Annotated in this window: 13 protein-coding genes; all 13 read left to right on the forward strand. The window is 37.6% G+C overall.

Translation table 11 applies throughout. The features are described 5' to 3' along the window. The first annotated feature begins 411 nt into the window (after window positions 1-411). Complete coding sequence (clpX, locus tag C9J35_RS04055) at window positions 412-1,683, forward strand: ATP-dependent protease ATP-binding subunit ClpX (RefSeq protein WP_107923511.1); 1,272 nt, start codon at window positions 412-414, stop codon at window positions 1,681-1,683. A gap of 225 nt (window positions 1,684-1,908) precedes the next feature. Then, window positions 1,909-4,233, forward strand: a complete 2,325-nt coding sequence (gene lon / locus C9J35_RS04060) for an endopeptidase La (RefSeq protein WP_107923512.1) — start codon at window positions 1,909-1,911, stop codon at window positions 4,231-4,233. Window positions 4,234-4,237: 4 nt separating this feature from the next. Then, entirely contained in the window at window positions 4,238-4,819 is a 582-nt protein-coding gene (gene yihA, locus C9J35_RS04065; RefSeq protein WP_054768074.1) for a ribosome biogenesis GTP-binding protein YihA/YsxC, read from the forward strand. Between the two features lie 238 nt (window positions 4,820-5,057). Beyond that, window positions 5,058-5,231 (forward strand): YjfB family protein, encoded by a 174-nt coding sequence (locus C9J35_RS04070; RefSeq protein WP_080647677.1) that lies wholly within the window; start codon window positions 5,058-5,060, stop codon window positions 5,229-5,231. Between the two features lie 163 nt (window positions 5,232-5,394). Then, window positions 5,395-7,050 carry a hypothetical protein gene (locus tag C9J35_RS04075; protein ID WP_235616190.1) on the forward strand — a complete coding sequence of 552 codons (1,656 nt, stop codon included), beginning with the start codon at window positions 5,395-5,397 and terminating at the stop codon, window positions 7,048-7,050. 240 nt (window positions 7,051-7,290) lie between these two features. Then, the gene (locus C9J35_RS04080) at window positions 7,291-8,742 is read left to right on the forward strand and encodes an S-layer homology domain-containing protein (RefSeq protein ID WP_107923514.1); all 1,452 of its coding nucleotides are present in this window, start codon (window positions 7,291-7,293) and stop codon (window positions 8,740-8,742) included. A 17-nt stretch (window positions 8,743-8,759) separates the two neighbouring features. Continuing rightward, window positions 8,760-11,666: a vWA domain-containing protein gene (locus C9J35_RS04085; protein WP_107923515.1), complete on the forward strand. Its 2,907-nt coding sequence runs from the start codon at window positions 8,760-8,762 to the stop codon at window positions 11,664-11,666. Between the two features lie 629 nt (window positions 11,667-12,295). Continuing rightward, window positions 12,296-13,654: a glutamyl-tRNA reductase gene (gene hemA, locus C9J35_RS04090; protein ID WP_107923516.1), complete on the forward strand. Its 1,359-nt coding sequence runs from the start codon at window positions 12,296-12,298 to the stop codon at window positions 13,652-13,654. A gap of 267 nt (window positions 13,655-13,921) precedes the next feature. Continuing rightward, window positions 13,922-14,749, forward strand: a complete 828-nt coding sequence (locus C9J35_RS04095; protein WP_054768075.1) for a cytochrome C assembly family protein — start codon at window positions 13,922-13,924, stop codon at window positions 14,747-14,749. Window positions 14,750-14,767: 18 nt separating this feature from the next. Then, complete coding sequence (gene hemC, locus C9J35_RS04100) at window positions 14,768-15,700, forward strand: hydroxymethylbilane synthase (protein WP_054768076.1); 933 nt, start codon at window positions 14,768-14,770, stop codon at window positions 15,698-15,700. Continuing rightward, on the forward strand, window positions 15,690-16,451 hold the full coding sequence (locus C9J35_RS04105) for a uroporphyrinogen-III synthase (protein ID WP_107923517.1): 762 nt from the start codon (window positions 15,690-15,692) through the stop codon (window positions 16,449-16,451). Before hemC ends, C9J35_RS04105 begins: the two co-directional genes overlap by 11 nt. Next, on the forward strand, window positions 16,448-17,431 hold the full coding sequence (gene hemB / locus C9J35_RS04110) for a porphobilinogen synthase (protein ID WP_107923518.1): 984 nt from the start codon (window positions 16,448-16,450) through the stop codon (window positions 17,429-17,431). Before C9J35_RS04105 ends, hemB begins: the two co-directional genes overlap by 4 nt. Further along, window positions 17,428-18,720, forward strand: a complete 1,293-nt coding sequence (gene hemL, locus C9J35_RS04115) for a glutamate-1-semialdehyde 2,1-aminomutase (protein ID WP_107923519.1) — start codon at window positions 17,428-17,430, stop codon at window positions 18,718-18,720. The genes hemB and hemL overlap by 4 nt, the downstream gene beginning before the upstream one ends. The last annotated feature ends 37 nt before the right edge of the window (window positions 18,721-18,757 follow it).

The following is an 18,757-nucleotide window of genomic DNA, read 5'->3' on the forward strand; positions in this document are numbered from 1 at the left end:
GTTGTTTGACTTATCACACGATGCTAAATTTTAACTTCATTCAGCAGATGTTCTCGAAGCGGATTGTATACACAAAGTTGTATGTGCTAAAAACGTTTAAACTAAGAGACAAGATTGTCCACCCACTTTTAGTGGAAATAGACATCAAAGGGTTTTTCCGTGCAATGATGAATAACAAACCCCTGCTGAATGAAGTTAAGCCACTAGCGGATATTACGGGTTTTGAAGGGTGTTATTTTTAAATGTTAGCTTAATTTTACACGGTGAAGGTTAACTAGTTGTGATTTAGCAAGTCAAAGCACGATTCAAAATATGGACGTAATTATGCAGAAGCGTAATTGATGCAGTCAATTTATTTGATAATGATTCAATAATCTTGTAAGATTGTTGCTTGAATAGGGGTGAAACATATTGTTCAAATTTAATGATGAAAAAGGCAATTTAAAATGCTCATTTTGTGGAAAGCCACAAGAACAGGTGCGTAAACTAGTTGCAGGGCCTGGAGTTTATATTTGTGATGAATGTATCGAGCTTTGTTCAGAAATCGTTGTAGAGGAACTAGGTGTTGAGGAAGAGATTGAATTCCAAGATATTCCAAAACCAAAAGAAATCTTATCGATTTTAAATGAGTATGTAATTGGACAAGAGCGTGCTAAAAAAGCCTTAGCGGTTGCGGTTTATAATCACTACAAACGTATCAATACAAATAGTAAAATTGATGATGTAGAATTAGCAAAATCGAACATTGTGTTAATCGGCCCAACTGGTAGCGGTAAAACATTGTTAGCTCAAACATTAGCGCGTATATTAAACGTTCCTTTCGCAATTGCGGATGCTACTTCTCTAACAGAAGCTGGTTATGTAGGTGAGGACGTAGAAAATATTTTATTAAAATTAATCCAATCTGCAGACTATGATATTGAACGTGCAGAAAAAGGCATTATTTATATCGATGAAATCGATAAAGTTGCTCGTAAATCAGAAAACCCATCAATTACCCGTGACGTTTCTGGTGAAGGTGTTCAACAAGCACTTCTGAAAATTTTAGAAGGAACTGTTGCAAGTGTGCCACCACAAGGCGGACGTAAGCATCCACACCAAGAATTTTTACAGATTGATACAACAAATATTTTATTCATCGTAGGTGGAGCATTTGATGGTATTGAATCTATTATCAAGCGCCGTCAAGGTGAGAAAATAATTGGCTTCGGTTCAGATCCAAATAAAGTAGAAGTGGATGAAGGTTCACTAATGTCGAAGCTGATTCCAGAGGATTTACTGAAATTTGGTCTTATTCCGGAATTCATTGGTCGTTTGCCAGTACTTGCGAGTCTTGAACAATTAAACGAGTCTGCGCTTGTGCAAATTTTAACCGAGCCAAAAAATGCGCTAGCGAAGCAATATCAAAAAATGCTTGAGCTAGATGGTGTTGAGCTTGAGTTTGATGAAGGTGCCCTTTCAGAAATTGCCAAAGAAGCAATAGAACGTAAAACAGGTGCACGTGGTCTTCGTTCAATTATTGAGTCAACAATGCTAGAAGTAATGTACGAACTACCATCACGTGATGACGTGAAAAAATGTATCATTACAGCAAAAACAATTACGGATAAAGAAAAACCGAAATTGCTTCTTGAAGATGGCACTGAACTCGATGAAGGTAGCGACACAAAAACTTCAGCATAATGAACAGACTTGGCTGTCTATTGTTATGGGATAAAGAGTAACTTAGCTGACTTCGATTGTGCAATATTCGCACATATCGACAGTCAGCTTTTTATTCATACATAAAGCCAACTGTAAATAGATGAAATTTTTGGCTCGTTTGATTAGATAGTGTGAATCCATTATTTAGACACATACTAGTAGCGCGGGATTGTAAACAAAATTTTGACGGAGGTGAATACCCGCATGGTGACAATACAAAAAACAACAAATGTACCATTATTGCCTTTACGTGGACTTTTAGTATACCCCTCAATGGTGTTACATATTGATGTGGGTAGAAATCGTTCTGTAGCAGCGCTGGAACAAGCGATGTTAGAGGACCAATTGATTTTATTGGTAACACAAAAAGAAATGCATGATGAACAGCCGGAAGAACAAGATTTATATGCAGTTGGTACGATGGCATATGTAAAGCAAATGCTAAAATTACCGAATGGAACACTCCGTATTTTAGTGGAAGGTGTAGCACGCGCAACATGGTCGAACTACCAAGCGTTAGAAAAATATACTGTTGTTGATATCGATGTCAAGGAAGAAACTGCTGATAAAGATGTTGAAACACAGGCTTTAATGCGTACGTTGTTAACGTATTTCGAAAGATACGCGAAATCCTCCAATAAAATTACGACAGAAACAATTAATACAGTTACTGATATTGAAGAGCCAGGCCGTTTAGCAGACATTATTGCGTCACATTTGCCATTTAAAATTGCAGATAAACAGGAAGTATTAGAAATGCTAACCGTAAAAAAGCGTTTAGATCATTTAATAATACGCCTGCATGATGAACAAGAAGTGCTGGATTTAGAAAAGAAAATTAATACAAAAGTGAAGCAATCTATGGAGCGAACGCAAAAAGAATATTACCTACGTGAACAAATGAAAGCTATTCAAACAGAGCTTGGGGATCGCGAAGGAAAAACAGGCGAGGTTGCAGAATTACGCAAACGTATTGATGAAACTGGTATGCCAGAATCGACAAAAGAAGTAGTACTTAAAGAACTCGATCGTTATGAAAAACTTCCGGGAGCAAGTGCTGAAAGTGGCGTTATTCGTAATTACATTGATTGGGTAGTTTCGTTACCGTGGACAAAGGCAACTGAGGACCGCATGAATATTGCTCATGCTGAAGAAATTTTAAATCGAGATCACGATGGTTTAGAAAAAGTAAAAGAACGTGTACTTGAATATTTGGCGGTTCGACAGTTAAGAAACTCATTACGCGGACCAATTTTATGTTTAGCTGGACCTCCTGGTGTTGGTAAAACCTCTTTAGCACGTTCAATTGCCGAGAGCCTAGATCGTAAATTTATTCGAATTTCATTAGGTGGCGTTCGTGATGAATCAGAAATTCGTGGGCATCGACGCACTTATGTAGGTGCCATGCCAGGCCGTATTATTCAAGGCATGAAAAAAGCTGGTACTATTAATCCGGTTTTCTTATTGGATGAAATTGATAAAATGTCTAATGATTTCAGAGGAGATCCTGCAGCCGCAATGTTGGAAGTTCTAGACCCTGCACAAAATAATACATTTAGCGATCACTACATCGAAGAACCTTATGATTTATCGAACGTGTTATTTATTGCAACGGCCAATGATTTGAGCACAATTCCTGCACCATTACTAGATCGTATGGAAATCATTTCGATTGCAGGCTATACAGAAATTGAAAAAGCACAAATCACAAAAAATCATTTAATTCCTAAACAATTAAAAGAACATGGTCTGAAGAAAACACAAGTTGTTCTAAAAGATGAGGCTGTGCTAGATATTATTCGTTATTATACACGTGAAGCAGGGGTTCGTGGTTTGGAACGTCAAATTGCGACACTTTGCCGTAAAATCGCAAAAATTATTGTTTCTGGCGAAAAAAAACGTGTGACGGTAAGTTCAAAATCCTTAGAGGATTTACTTGGAAAGCATCGTTTCCGTTATGGACAAGCTGAGAAAGAAAACCAGGTCGGAGTGGCAACTGGACTTGCGTATACTACTGTTGGTGGGGATACGCTACAAATTGAGGTTTCATTAACTCCTGGCAAGGGCAAAATACAGCTGACAGGGAAGCTTGGAGATGTCATGAAGGAATCAGCGCAAACAGCCCTATCCTATGTACGTACGAAAATGGAGGATCTTGGAGTGGATGCAGAATATTTTGAAACGCATGATATTCATATTCACGTACCTGAAGGCGCAGTGCCAAAAGATGGACCTTCTGCTGGCATTACAATGGCTACAGCGATTGTCTCTGCGATTTTACACCGCCCAATTCGTCGTGAAGTTGGTATGACTGGTGAAATTACGCTGCGTGGTCGTGTGCTACCAATCGGTGGCTTGAAAGAAAAAACGCTCAGTGCCCATCGAGCAGGACTAACGACAATTATCTGCCCGCAAGATAATGAGCGGGATATTGAAGATATTCCTGAAAGTGTGCGTGAGCAACTTACATTTAAACTAGTGTCGTCTGCTGATGAAGTATTAGCATATGCACTGGACGGAGGTTTTTAAAGAAATGAAAGTCCATAACGTCGAAATGGTCATAAGTGCAGTAAGACCAGACCAATATCCAGAAGATGGACTGCCAGAATTTGCATTAGCAGGTCGTTCCAATGTTGGGAAATCATCATTTATCAATCGCATGATTGGTCGTAAAGCATTAGCACGTATCTCTTCTAAACCGGGGAAAACACAAACGCTAAACTTTTATAAAATCGAGGAGCAACTCTTTTTCGTCGATGTTCCAGGCTATGGCTATGCGAAAGTATCCAAAACTGAGCGTGAAGCATGGGGGAAAATGATTGAGCGCTATATTACTGGGCGTGAGGAATTAAAAGCAGTTGTTCAAATTGTTGATTTACGTCATCCGCCAACTGCTGATGATTGTATGATGTATGATTTCTTGAAGCATTACAATATCCCGTGTATTGTGATTGCTACGAAGGCAGATAAAATTCCAAAAGGTAAATGGGATAAACATAAGAAAGTTGTCAAGGAAACCCTCGATATGGATAGAAATGATCCTTTAGTTGTGTTCTCTTCTGAAAAAGGAATCGGATTTGAAGAAGCTTGGCATCTTATCGAAAAAAAAATGTAATAAAAAAACATCTATTGCGTCTAAGGTTTAGGACAGTAGATGTTTTTTATTTGTCTTCGTATTAACGATTGCTTTAACAAAGATTTGCAGATTTTACATATGCAAATGTAGCGTTAATTTCTTTGCACTAGAGACAAGTCCTTTTATTTGTGATGCAGTATGAAAATTGGTAGAAATACGGGGAAATGACTTGATGAACGAAAACTTTATCCGATAAATTAGATAGGAGGTGGACTAAATGGATATTGCAGCTTTATCTATCGCAATGAATCAAGCAAGTCTAATGCAAAACGTATCTTTAGCAGTGACAAAACAAGCAATGGATATGCAACAACAAAATACCGAGCAGTTAGTAGAAATGTTAGATGCTCCACATCCAACAGCCGGACATACAATTGACATTCAAGTATGATAATGGCGAGGTAGCTTGAATTTGGAAGCTACCTCTGTCTTTATGTCTAATAGTAATTTCGAAATTAAATAGAATAGTGTTAAAATGAAACTTTTTCAATAAGAAAAACTACCAATAATACGATATACTATTCATAAATAACAAATTTTTAAGGAGGCGGGAATTGTTGAAGAAGATTCCATACATATTTATGATTTTGTTACTACTTGCTCTTGGGCTTCCATCAGGACAAACTGCACAAGCTGCACAGTTAGTAACAGGGACCTTCGTGGATGTGACATATTCTGAATATGCGAATACCAACGGAGAAATAGAAAAGGCACTAAGTAAAATTACGTTGCAAAATGCGAACGGTAGAACAGTAACGTACAACATTAATAATAATACTCGCCTGTATATTAATAACACGGAAACTTCTATTGAGGGCTTTAAGATGGGCATGAAAGTAGAAGCAGAAGTCTCACTTCGTAATGTCGTGGAGCTTCGAGGTACTTCCAATACTTCAGAAGAAACGACAACAGTTGTACAAAATGCTACAACTATTGCTGGAGTAGTAACAAGCATTGATCCTAATGGCATGTTCATAATGGTGAAGCCAGACATTGGCCAAGAAACAACGTACTATATTAACAAGGATACAAGCTATCAAAAAAACTCATCGTCTGTTGATATTAGTGCAATGTATGTAGGCGATCGAGTAAAGCTGAGTCTTAAAAACACAAGTACCTCAATCGTAACAAAAGTAAATATTAGTGAGTCTGGTACTTTAGTAGAAAATCTTTATAAAGGCGAAATACAGGCAGTTAATGCTAACGCAAATAAACTGACTGTAAAAAATCAGCATGCCTTTGTGAACTGGCAATTTGGGGCACAGACAACAACTGCTTTAACAACGATGAATTTTACTTCAAAAGTACCGATTTACGTAGGTAATACTAAAATTGAAAAAGGTCAATTGAAAAACTACATTGGCAGTGAAGCGTATTATGCAACTGTTAAGCAGTTTGGCAAAGAAGTTATAGAAAAAATTGTGCTGTTAAAAAACAATGAACGCACTTACTATGAACCGATGCTTGCTGTTGATACAAACTATCAATTCTTAAAGCTAAAAACAGCCGGCACAATGTACTTCCATGACGGAACAATTTTGATTCGTAATAATCGTTTAATCGAACCAACAGGATTATTAGCTTACGGGACTGCGTTTGTTATTTCCGACGGTGCTGCTCGCGACCACTATGCACAGGTTGTACAAGTGACAAGTGATAGCTTTATGTCACCAAACTTAGCAACGCACGATTTATACTATGGTCGATTATCTCAAGCAGATGGCTATTTAATCGAAATTGATGATGCAATAAAAATTGAGTCGAATGTCTTTAAGGATACAGATAAAGTAGTACTGTCAGTTAGCAATACGACAAAGGCAAAGGTTGATGATGGTAATAAAACATACACTGTTATGCCGGATATTGAGCTTTATTTATCTGAAGGGGATTATGGTTACTTCTATGTAAAAGATGGCCATGTTCAAGCTCTTCATATTTTAGACAATGCAAAACCGGTGGCACCGTTAATGCTTGCAGGTAAGCTGCAATCGGTTAAATCAACTTATCCAGCCGTTATCAATGTGAAGAGTGTTAGTCAATGGCAGAATGGTCGTTGGTATGAGGCTGGTGAAATGATTGATATGAATATAGACCAAGCTACACTAATCAAAGCAGGTAAAGTCATTCAACCTTCGGATTTAAAACCTTCCGATCGTTTAGTTGTATTATCTGATCGATTTGTCAAAGCGCATTTCATTTTAGTTGATTAATAAAGTTAGAGAGTTGCTTTATAGGTAAATTTAGAAGCCGTAATTTAATCTCTCGTAAATGATTTAGAAAAGACAAAGAATCTGCGCAACTCCTGAGGGAAAGTAAGCCAAGCAAGAAGCGGCTGTAGTGGATTGCAACTTACCCCGCAGCATGTGAGCAGGTTCTTGTCTTTTATGTATGTACTAGACTTATAAGAAAAGCCACATCTAGGCATTTTAGAAAAGAGGGACAAAAAACGAATGCGAAATCATATATCGAAGATAGTGTTAGCATTTCTTGTAGTATTCGTTATTGTGGCGAATATCTCAGTAGATGTTTCTGCTGCATCAGCAGAAACGACGGGTGCTGTAAAAAATGAATATACATATGAAGAAGCTGTGTTCATTACAGGAACACCTATCGTATTTAAAGGTACTAGTAAAGACATCAAAATTACCCAAAAAGAAACAAAAGGAAAATTAACAGAAACGTATAGCTTAAAATTAACAGCAAGCACGGGTGCTACACTGACTCGAAATATTGCTTACGAATCAGATGTTGTAGATTATGCAACGATTGGCCAAAAGACATCGAATGGCATTGTAAAAAAATACTCTGAGAAAATAGTTGTAGGTAATATAACTTATACATTGGTAGACTTCCAATTCTCCCAAGGAACAGTGACAGATAATCGTGCAGCCTCTGATTATTTTTCAGGGAATGTAATTTCAAGAAAAACTTACGCATATCAAACCGGAAGTGGAAGAAATGCCAAAAAAAATACGGTAACAGTGGATACTGATAGTCGTCACGTCGGCTATGAAAACTTCTGGGGTGCAACAGAAACACAAATTACAGAATCTATTTATTCTTATAGCAATGGTACGACAAGTCATGTTAAAAATCGTTTATCTACAAGCAAATCTCGTGTCATAAATTATGAGGAAAATCCAGCTAGTCTAGCAAGTTTTGACGGAGGTTATGCAGTTGTAAGTGAAAAGGATGTTATATCCGAATACACGTATGACTTAGCATCTGGTGCAAAAGGGACAGTTGACCTGGATACAGAATTTATGCCAACAATTGAACGTTTAATCATTCCTAAATTTCGTGATTTAACGAATCATTATGCGAAAGACGCAATCGATAAATTATATTCTTTAGGTATTTATACAGATGCAAGTAATTTCTTCTCACCAAATACACCAATGAAACGTATTGACTTTACGGTTGCAATTGGTAAGGCTGTTGATTTACGTGTAATGGAAGAAAAGAAATCCAAGAAAACGACAACAACAAGTGTTTTTAAAGATGTGAAACGAACAGTAAAAGATTACCCATACATTGAATCAGCCGTAAATAAAGGCATTATTAAAGGTGTAACATCAGATTATTTCAAGCCAGACAACGCATTAACACGTGCACAGGCTGCCGCAATATTCGTACGTGCATTAGGGCTGGAAAACAAAGCTCCAGACCCAGGTTATATTACGAAATTTGTTGATGATGCGCAAATTCCAGACTATTCACGTGACGGAATATATATCGTCAATGAATTAGGTTTAATGACAGGTGATCCTGTAACAGGTAAGTTTAATCCAAATCAACCGTTAACACGTGCGCAAGCATCTGTTATGCTTGATCGTTTCTTGAATTATTTAGAAAATGACTTAAAACAAAACTATCGAGACGATGTATTGTTCTTTAACTAAAGAAAGGGCTGAAATGAATGACATATGCTAAAAAAGCATTGCTATTGCTTGCTTGTTTCGTACTCGTCTTAATGACAGTGACGCCAACTACCCTAGCTGCTACAACAATTCAGGATGTTCCGACGAATAATAGTAAGTACAAAGCAATTTCTTGGGCAGTCGATAATGAATTACTATCATTGAATGCTGCAAATAACTTTTTACCGAATGAACAAGTAGCAGAACGAGATCTTGTGACAATGTTTGCAAAGCTCGATAAAAACTATGCATTAACATATAACGAAAGTGTTGCTTATAATTTTTATAGTGAATTTTATTTACCGCTTGAAGGTACTTATGTCGCGACAAATCGTTCAAAAACGATTACCCGTGGACATTTTGCTCGCATATATGCGGCGTTTAAAGGTTTAGATTTAGACGAGCCTCAAGCAGTCCAATATTTGTATACGAATGATATTTCTACAGGTAACACGGGTAAAAAAACATTTGCTGATTTTAATCCGTCTACGAAACTTACACGTAGTGATGTAGCAGAATTTTTATATCGCAGTGTACAAAACGGTTCATTTGCGGTACAAGGGTTAAAGCGTACAGCAACAGGCCGTGATAATGACAAAATTACTTTGCCTGCAGGTTTTATGGGTTCAAATAGTTCAGAATTTGAGGAACCAAAGGATAATAACAATGATTTTACGGGGCCAGAATATGTCAATAATGCATTACAAAGTATTGATGTTGACAATCCGGATTTAATTGCCAATGATCAAGATACAACACTTATTACGGTATCGTTAAAGGCATGTAATGGAGATCCAATTGCGGACGATAAATCCTATACATTCCGAGTGACATCATCGTATGGTGCGAAGATTGTTGACACGGCCGGTGATGCTGTACGAAACGTACAATCAGATGGCTCTACGGTATCAGCGATTGTAGTAGCTCCTAAACTAACTAAATCTGTGCGTGATACAATTTCTTTTGAACTGATTAACAATACTGATCCGAGTATGAAATGTCTTGTAGGAGAAAAATTAAATGCACAAGTTCGTTATGCACCTCAACCTGAGATGCGTATCGATTTAGAAGTATATGATCCAGCTAACTTAGATGATGGTGATGGAAATGTAACACCACCATATGTACCATACGAAAAATTACCTGAATTCTTTACAGAAAACATTGTTAATGTCCATTGGATTGACCCAGAAGATAAATTATTTAGTATCGGACAGCAAACAAATGTGACAACGCCGTTAGGAAATGTGCAGAATATGTATTTACAATACGGTGGTAGTGATACAAAATATCCTGCATTGGGCTATGAAAATGCAATTTTGCAATTTGAAAACTATAATATTTCGGTTTGGCTCTTTGAAACAATCATTCAGAAGAGACTGGACAATTCTGTAAATAAAGATAATACAATCGAGATTATGTATATGATTTCAGAAGATGGTCGTCCAATTTATCGAATTCAGGGAATTGATGATGATATAGCATCGCAAGTAGAAAACATCAATCCTGTTGGCTCTATCATACAGCTGATGAGCTATATGCCAGAGGAAAAACAACTAACTCTCGAACACTATGATAGTGTGATGAAAATTTATGCGATTTTAACAAGTTTAAGTAACTATGACCGTACAGTATTATTGAAATATCAAGGTGGTAAATTACTTGGACAAGTAGAGGCCTATAAAAAGCGCGTGGATGCATTAAAGGAAAGTGAAGAAGAAGCGTCGAGACCATCTGGTAAAGCCCGTTATACGAAAGTTATGGTAACACTTGTAAGTCCAGGTGGCGAAATTATTACGGACTATCAGGGAACAGTTAAAATCAAATTTGATGGTGTTGAAAAAACAGCGTCCTTTATCACAAATACGTCAAATTCTGTAGATAATACTGGTAGTCCGGGAACTGCTGTAGCGTATTTTGACTCCATTATTTATGGGAAATCCAAAATAGAAGCTAAGCTAGTCAATAAAGTAGATCCACGATATGCAACTATTTTAAAGAACTTAATAGATAAAATGATTACAAAAGAAATTTTCACAAATCCTTACTTTAGTAAAAATGCATGCTCGTTAGCAACTGAAGTTGCCTATGTAGTCGATTATTCGTCTTCTATGAAACGTATAGATAAAACAAATTATCGTGGTAAGAAAACTATTGAATTAATCGATCAAATTAAGGCCAAAAATAATATCGTCATTGAAACAAATACGAGTGCGAATGTATTAGGAGAAGGTACTATTGAAAATGTCTTAAAGAAAGACCTTTATCGCACTTCGAAAGACAAAGGGGCAACGGATATTTTTGCTGGTATTGAGATAGCACTTTCAAAGTTCTCGAATGATACAAAAACTTCCAAGTCTATTGTTGTTGTTTCAGACGGTAAAACAAGTAAAGCAAAAATGACTAAAGTACTGAATGATGCGAAAAAGAAAGGCGTTAAAATTTACACAGTTAGTATGGGTAAGAAAACTCAAATCAATGAGGCAATACTAACACAATTAGCGTCAGAAACAGGTGGTGCATATTATCATGCAATTGATAATCTACAATTACACCAAGTGTATCAAAAACTAATTGATGCAATTTTATGTAAAACAACACCTTCAAGTTGCATTAATCCTGAAGATTTATTTGAAGAGTCAACAGTATCTCTGCGCAAAGGGTATATTACGATGAATGCAAGAATTGATGGCAATTGTCCTGGTGTAGCAAGTGTCAGTGTACGTTACTCTTCTGTTAGTGGAGACGTTAAATTTGAGCTGACGAAGCGTAGCGATAGCGTTTATATGTTAACGAAGACAGTACAGACAATGCAGGACTTCAAAGTAAATGGCGAAATAGAGTTTTTAGCCTATGATAACGAAGGTAATTTGCTAGCTCTGAAAACTGTTACAATTAGCAATTAAGAGGTAAACTGCTCCTAGATGATAGAAGCAATCAACTTGACGACAAAAGGCATTCAGAATGATCATCATATTCTGAGTGCCTTTTTCCATGTCGTTTAAAATGGCACGAAGTCAGCCATGCTTAAAGTGAGTAGAGTGCTAATTTCATCCATTATGCCATCATTGGACTTTGCCATGTTCAGTTAGCAAGTTTTTTTAAATAAATCGCAGCAAAAGTAAGCATTACTTGCATGAACAATTCGTCGTTACAGAGCAAATTTCCCTGTGAAGCATAGCATAAGCAAAAGGCTACGCAGGAGCATAGCGACAAGGAGGCTGAAGCAAGGCTTGCGAAAAGTGTCCGTGTAACGGAAATCAACGGGTTCATATAAATACTTCTATTTGAAAAGAAATATGACTGTAAACTAACACGAATTTTGGAGTCTGTCTTCAGTCTGACTGCTCTTAGATTCTAGCAGCAGATTTTTAATTTGAAACAATACGTATAATTTGTTACACTTAGTTTATAATAATTCTAATGTAGAAAGTTGAATTATAGTTCTTCATGACATGTTCACAAATTTTAGATGAACTCTTGTCGAACTGTGCTATAATGAGATTTGTGAATTAGAACGTGTGAGGTGTTATTCATGCATACCATCGTAGTAGGCCTGAATTATAAATCAGCGCCAGTTGAGATTCGTGAGAAGTTATCTTTCATAGAAAGTGAACTACCACAAGCAATGGAAGCGCTACAAAAACAAAAAAGTATATTAGAAAACGTCATTGTTTCGACATGTAACCGCACAGAAATTTATGCAGTGGTAGACCAATTGCATACAGGGCGTCATTTTGTGAAACAATTTTTAGCTAAATGGTTCGACTTGCCTGTGGAGACATTTTCTTCGTATTTAACAATTCGTGAAGAAGATGAGGCATTAGAACATTTATTTAAGGTAACAGCTGGAATTGATTCAATGGTTCTTGGTGAAACGCAAATTTTAGGACAAGTAAAGAAAAGCTTCTTGAATGGACAAGAGATTGGGACGACAGGTACGGTTTACAATCAGTTATTTAAACAAGCAGTCACATTTGCGAAGCGTGCACATAACGAAACAGCCATTGGTGAAAATGCGGTGTCAGTTTCTTATGCAGCTGTAGAATTAGCCAAGAAAATCTTCGGTTCTTTACAGCGCAAACATGTGGCAATTTTAGGTGCAGGTAAAATGGGTGAACTTGCTATTGAGAACTTATATGGTAGTGGCGTAGGAAAAGTGACAGTCATTAACCGTACATTTGAAAAAGCAGAAAGTTTAGCTGCAAAGTTCCATGGTGAAGCAAAATCAATGAAGGAATTACAGTGTTCATTATTGGAGGCAGATATTCTAATAACGTCTACTGGTGCAACAGATTTTGTCATTGACTATGAATTAATGCAATTTGTTGAACGTTTACGTAAAGGTAAACCTTTATTTATGGTAGACATTGCGGTTCCTCGCGATATCGATCCACGTGTTGGAGAGCTACCAAATGTTTTCTTATATGATATAGATGATTTACAAGGCATTGTAGAGGCAAACCTAGCAGAGCGTGAACGTGCTGCAGTTGAAATTACACAAATGATTAATCATGAAGTTGTGCAATTTAAAGATTGGTTTGCAACACTTGGTGTCGTGCCAGTCATCTCTGCATTACGTAAAAAAGCAAATCATATTCAAGCAGAAACAATGAGCAGTATTGAAAATAAAATGCCAGATTTAACGGATCGCGAACGTAAAATTTTAAGTAAGCATACAAAATCCATTATAAATCAATTGTTAAAAGAGCCTATTTTACAGGCTAAAGAAATGGCAAATTCACCGAAAGCGAATGAACAATTGCGTTTATTCCAACAAATTTTTGGTATTGAGGATGCTGTAGAGGCAGAAGTTGAAGCAATGAGTAAGCAAGAAATCGAGCGTAAAGAACGATTACAGCAAACTTCTGCTGAGACAAACTATTCTTTCTAATTTCAAAAAACAGCTTGAGTATCGAAATTGAAGCGGTAGCAACAAATTTTTTACGCGAAAGCGAAGCGACAATAGTAAATCTTTTTCCGTGCCGAAAGCGTCAGCGGCAGGTGCAAACGGGCGCGAAAGCGCCTTTTTTTATTGGCATTACATGAGGCGTTTTCGTATCTGTATGGTAAACTAAGGATACGAAAACGTCTTTGTTTTCTAGGCTGAAGTACTATTGAAGTCACTTTAGTAATTTTTGATATAAAGAAGGGATGTCTATTGGCTGATTTGACAATGACAAGGCTCTACGAAGTGATGATCGTCTTGTATGCGATCAGTCTTGTATTTTACTTTACTGATTACTTTTATAAACAAGTACGAGCAAGGCGGATTGCGTTTTGGCTAGTGTCATTTGTATGGGTAATTCAAAGTGCCATTATTTTATTAACGTTTGTGGAAACGAAGAGATTTCCAATATTATCCTTATATGAAGGGGTTCTGTTCTACTCATGGCTATTAGTGACGTTGTCAATTATTCTTCATTGTATAGCGAGGGTAGATTTGCCGGTATTTATCATTAATATACTAGGATTTGTGTTCGCTAGTATTTTTACATTTATGCCGAAACGGCCGACTGGAGCAGTAGGCGAAACTTTAATTTCAGAAATGCTCTTTATTCATATTTCCTTTGCGATATTATCGTACGCTGCTTTTACGCTGACATTTGTTTTTGCGATATTGTATTTAGTTTTATATCGTTTACTGAAACAAAAAAAATGGTCACATTTATGGACGCGTTTACCATCATTGCAACAAACGAGCAATTGGATGAATGTTTCATTTTATGTGGGCATTCCAATGTTATTTATAAGTTTAATTTTAGGGTTTGAATGGGCACTATTAACTTTAGAGAGTTTATCTATTTTTGATGCGAAGATAATAGGGTCCTTTATCATATTAGTTTTGTATTGCTGTATTTTATATGTGAATCGTAAAGGTAAGCTGACAGGTACAAATTATGCGTGGGTGCATATTTACGCGTATTTATTAGTTGTCGCCAATTTCTTTTTAGGAAGTAGTTTATCTCGATTCCATTTATGGTATTAGAAGAAAGGTTGGAGACTGGTGAGAAAAATTATTGTAGGTTCTAGGAGAAGTAAGCTCGCATTAACACAAACGAATTGGTTCATTAATGAATTAAAGGCAGCAGGTGTGCCATTTGAATTTGAGGTAAAGGAAATTGTCACAAAAGGCGATCAAATTTTAGATGTTCAACTTTCTAAAGTTGGTGGCAAAGGGCTCTTCGTAAAAGAGATAGAACAAGCACTTTATGACAAAGAAATTGACTTTGCGGTGCATTCAATGAAGGATATGCCTGCAGTATTGCCAGAGGGCCTAGTGATTGGCTGTATCCCACCACGTGAAGATGCGCGTGATGCTTTTATTTCAAAAGGACATATAAAATTTGCCGATCTGCCAGCAGGGTCTGTTGTTGGGACTAGTTCGCTTCGTCGCAGTGCTCAGCTCTTAACAGTGCGCCCAGATATAGAAATAAAATGGATTCGCGGCAATGTGGATACACGTTTAGCGAAACTAGAAACAGAAGAATATGATGCCATTATATTAGCAGCAGCAGGATTAAAACGCCTTGGTTGGAGCGATGATGTTGTCACTGAATTCTTATCTGTAGAAGATTGTTTACCAGCGGTAGCGCAGGGATCGTTAGGCATTGAATGCCGCGAAGATGATGCTGAGCTATTAACGGAACTAGCTAAATTAACAGATAATGCAACATGGCAAGAAGCACATGCAGAACGTGCCTTTTTGGCGGCTATGGATGGTGGCTGTCAAGTACCTATCGCAGGGTATGCAAAAACAAATGGGGAAGAAATTACACTTACAGGTTTAGTTGCTGCACCTGATGCTTCGGTGATTTATAAAGAAACTGTAGTAGGTTCAAAACCAGAAATAATTGGAAAAGAACTTGCTGATATTTTAACGAAGCAAGGGGCCTTTGATTTAATTCAACGTGTGAAGGCAGAGCAAGATGCAAAATAGTTTACCTTTAAAAGGTAAAAAAATAATTTTGACAGGTACATCTAAAACTTCCGCAATTATTGATGACATAACAACTTTAGGTGGCCAAGTAGTTATTACCCCATTGATTGAAACCTGCGAACTCATAGATAGAAATGATGATGTGCATTTAGAATTTGCACGTCAATTTAAGTGGCTAATTTTTACGAGTCAAAATGCAGTAGATGCCTTCGCTAGTAAAATGAACCGATTTAATTTAAACGCAAGGCATTTTCAAGGGAAAATTGCATCTATCGGTACGAAAACAACTGAAGCGTTAGAACAACTAGGCTTTCATGTCAGCTTTATGCCTTCCGTGTTTAGTGCAGATGTATTTGTCAAAGAATTTCCAAGTGTAGCGGGAGAAAATCCAACGTGTTTATTTATTCGTGGTGAAAAAGCGAAAAAGACATTAAAGGAAGGCTTACCGTTTGAACTAAAAGAATGGACGGTCTATGAAACGATTGAACGTCACGACCAAAAACAAGTAATTATCAACTGTATTCGTGCACACGAGGATGTAACAGTGATTTTTGCTAGCCCGTCTGCTGTTGATGTGTATGCCATGGATGTAGCATCAGTAATAGGCTGGGAAGCAACTCGTGTAGCAGCAATCGGTCATATTACAGAGGCAGCGATTTTAAATCATGGTGCTACTGTGGATATAATGCCCAGTGTATATACAATGCAAGCAGTCATCGAGGAAATAATGAAAGTAGAGGAAAGAACATGACACAATTACAATTTCAAAGACATCGTCGTTTGCGCTCAAGTGCAGCGATGCGAGCTATGGTAAAAGAAACTTACTTACACAAAGAAGACTTAATTTATCCGATTTTCGTCATTGAAGGCGAAAATATTAAAAAAGAAGTTCATTCTATGCCAGGTGTTTTCCAATTTTCTTTAGATAACCTTGGTGCTGAAATTGATGAAGTTGTGGCTTTAGGGATTCCAGCAGTTATTTTATTTGGCTTACCAGCAGAAAAGGATGCAGTGGGAACAGGCGCATTCCATGATCATGGTATCGTGCAAGAAGCTACCCGTCTTATTAAAGCACAACATCCAGAACTTTTGGTAATTGCGGATACATGCCTTTGTGAATTTACCGATCATGGCCACTGTGGCTTAATTGAAGGCGACCAAATTTTAAATGATTCTTCACTAGACTATTTAGCACGCACAGCAGTATCTCAAGCTAAAGCGGGAGCAGATATTATTGCACCATCCAATATGATGGATGGTTTCGTCACAGCAATTCGTGCCGGATTAGACGAAGCGGGTTTTGAAAATGTGCCGATTATGTCTTATGCAGTAAAATATGCTTCAAGCTATTATGGTCCATTCCGTGATGCAGCTGACGGAGCACCCCAATTTGGAGATCGTAAATCATACCAAATGGATCCATCGAACCGTATGGAGGCATTCCGTGAAGCGGAATCAGACATTGTAGAAGGTGCGGATTTCTTAATTGTTAAGCCAGCTCTTAGCTATTTAGACATTATTCGTGATGTAAAAAACAACTTCACATTACCGATTGTTGCTTATAACGTTTCAGGCGAATATGCAATGATTAAGGCCGCAGCTATTAATAGCTGGATTGAAGAAAAAAAAGTAGTGCTTGAAACATTACTAGGCATGAAGCGTGCAGGTTCTGATCTAATCATTACGTACCATGCAAAAGATGTAGCACGTTGGCTGGAGGAGAAAAAATGACGCGTTCTTATGAAAAATCAAAACAAGCATATGCAGAAGCTCTAAATTTAATGCCAGGTGGCGTAAATAGCCCAGTACGAGCATTCAAATCAGTAAACATGGATCCAATTTTCATGGAGTCTGGTCACGGTGCGATTATTAAAGATATTGATGGCAATGAATACATCGATTATGTATTATCATGGGGCCCGCTAATTCTAGGGCATACCCACCCTGAAGTTGTAAAAGCGATTGCTGAAACAGCAGCGAAAGGCTCTTCTTTTGGCGCGCCGAGCTATACAGAAAATAGACTAGCGAAATTAGTATTGGATCGTTTACCTGGTATGGAAATGATTCGTTTTGTGTCATCAGGAACAGAGTCAACGATGTCTGCCCTACGTGTAGCACGTGGTGTTACTGGGCGCGATAAAATATTAAAATTTGAAGGCTCATACCATGGCCATGGCGACTCATTACTTATTAAAGCAGGTTCTGGTGTGGCGACATTAGGTTTACCTGATAGCCCTGGTGTACCAGCAGACATTGCGCGTAATACATTAACAGTGGCGTACAATGATCTAGACGGTGCACAACAAATTTTTGAAAAATTTGGTGCTGAACTTGCCGCAGTAATTGTAGAGCCAGTAGCAGGTAATATGGGTGTTGTGCCACCACTACCAGGCTTCCTGCAAGGTTTGCGTGAGCTAACAACTGAGCATGGTGCACTTTTAATTTTTGATGAGGTTATGACTGGATTCCGTGTTGATTATGGCTGTGCACAAGGTTATTTTGATGTTATACCAGATATGACGACTCTGGGTAAAGTAATTGGCGGAGGACTTCCTGTTGGAGCATTCGCTGGTAAAAAAGAGATTATGGAGCAAGTGGCCCCAGCAGGCCCTATTTACCAAGCTGGGACATTGTCAGGTAATCCATTAGCAATGACGGCTGGTTATGAAACGCTATCTCGCCTTGATGCAAGCTCATATGAGCACTTTAAAAAATTAGGTGATCAACTAGAGACAGGTTTCCGAGCTGCGGCGACGAAATACAATATTCCACATACAGTAAATCGTGCAGGTTCAATGATTGGCTTCTTCTTTACAAATGAAGAAGTAATTGACTTTGCCTCAGCAAAAACAGCTGATTTACAATTATTCGCAGAATATTTCCGATTAATGGCCGATGAAGGTATTTTCTTACCTCCTTCGCAATTTGAAGGCTTATTTATCTCTACGGCGCATACAGAAGAGCATATTACAAAAACGGTTGACGCCTTCCATAAAGTCTTTGCGCAACTAGCAAAATAATATATACTAAGAGCCGTCCATATTGGATGGCTTTTTT

Origin of the sequence: Lysinibacillus parviboronicapiens (genome assembly GCF_003049575.1) — a bacterium.
Taxonomy (GTDB): domain Bacteria; phylum Bacillota; class Bacilli; order Bacillales_A; family Planococcaceae; genus Lysinibacillus; species Lysinibacillus parviboronicapiens.

Excerpts from the sequence above, each read along its gene's own strand:
- lon (WP_107923512.1), top strand. The coding sequence starts at position 1,909 with ATGGTGACAATACAAAAAACAACAAATGTACCATTATTGCCTTTACGT.
- yihA (WP_054768074.1), top strand. The coding sequence starts at position 4,238 with ATGAAAGTCCATAACGTCGAAATGGTCATAAGTGCAGTAAGACCAGAC.
- C9J35_RS04070 (WP_080647677.1), top strand. The coding sequence starts at position 5,058 with ATGGATATTGCAGCTTTATCTATCGCAATGAATCAAGCAAGTCTAATG.
- C9J35_RS04080 (WP_107923514.1), top strand. The coding sequence starts at position 7,291 with ATGCGAAATCATATATCGAAGATAGTGTTAGCATTTCTTGTAGTATTC.
- C9J35_RS04085 (WP_107923515.1), top strand. The coding sequence starts at position 8,760 with ATGACATATGCTAAAAAAGCATTGCTATTGCTTGCTTGTTTCGTACTC.
- hemA (WP_107923516.1), top strand. The coding sequence starts at position 12,296 with ATGCATACCATCGTAGTAGGCCTGAATTATAAATCAGCGCCAGTTGAG.
- C9J35_RS04105 (WP_107923517.1), top strand. The coding sequence starts at position 15,690 with ATGCAAAATAGTTTACCTTTAAAAGGTAAAAAAATAATTTTGACAGGT.
- hemB (WP_107923518.1), top strand. The coding sequence starts at position 16,448 with ATGACACAATTACAATTTCAAAGACATCGTCGTTTGCGCTCAAGTGCA.
- hemL (WP_107923519.1), top strand. The coding sequence starts at position 17,428 with ATGACGCGTTCTTATGAAAAATCAAAACAAGCATATGCAGAAGCTCTA.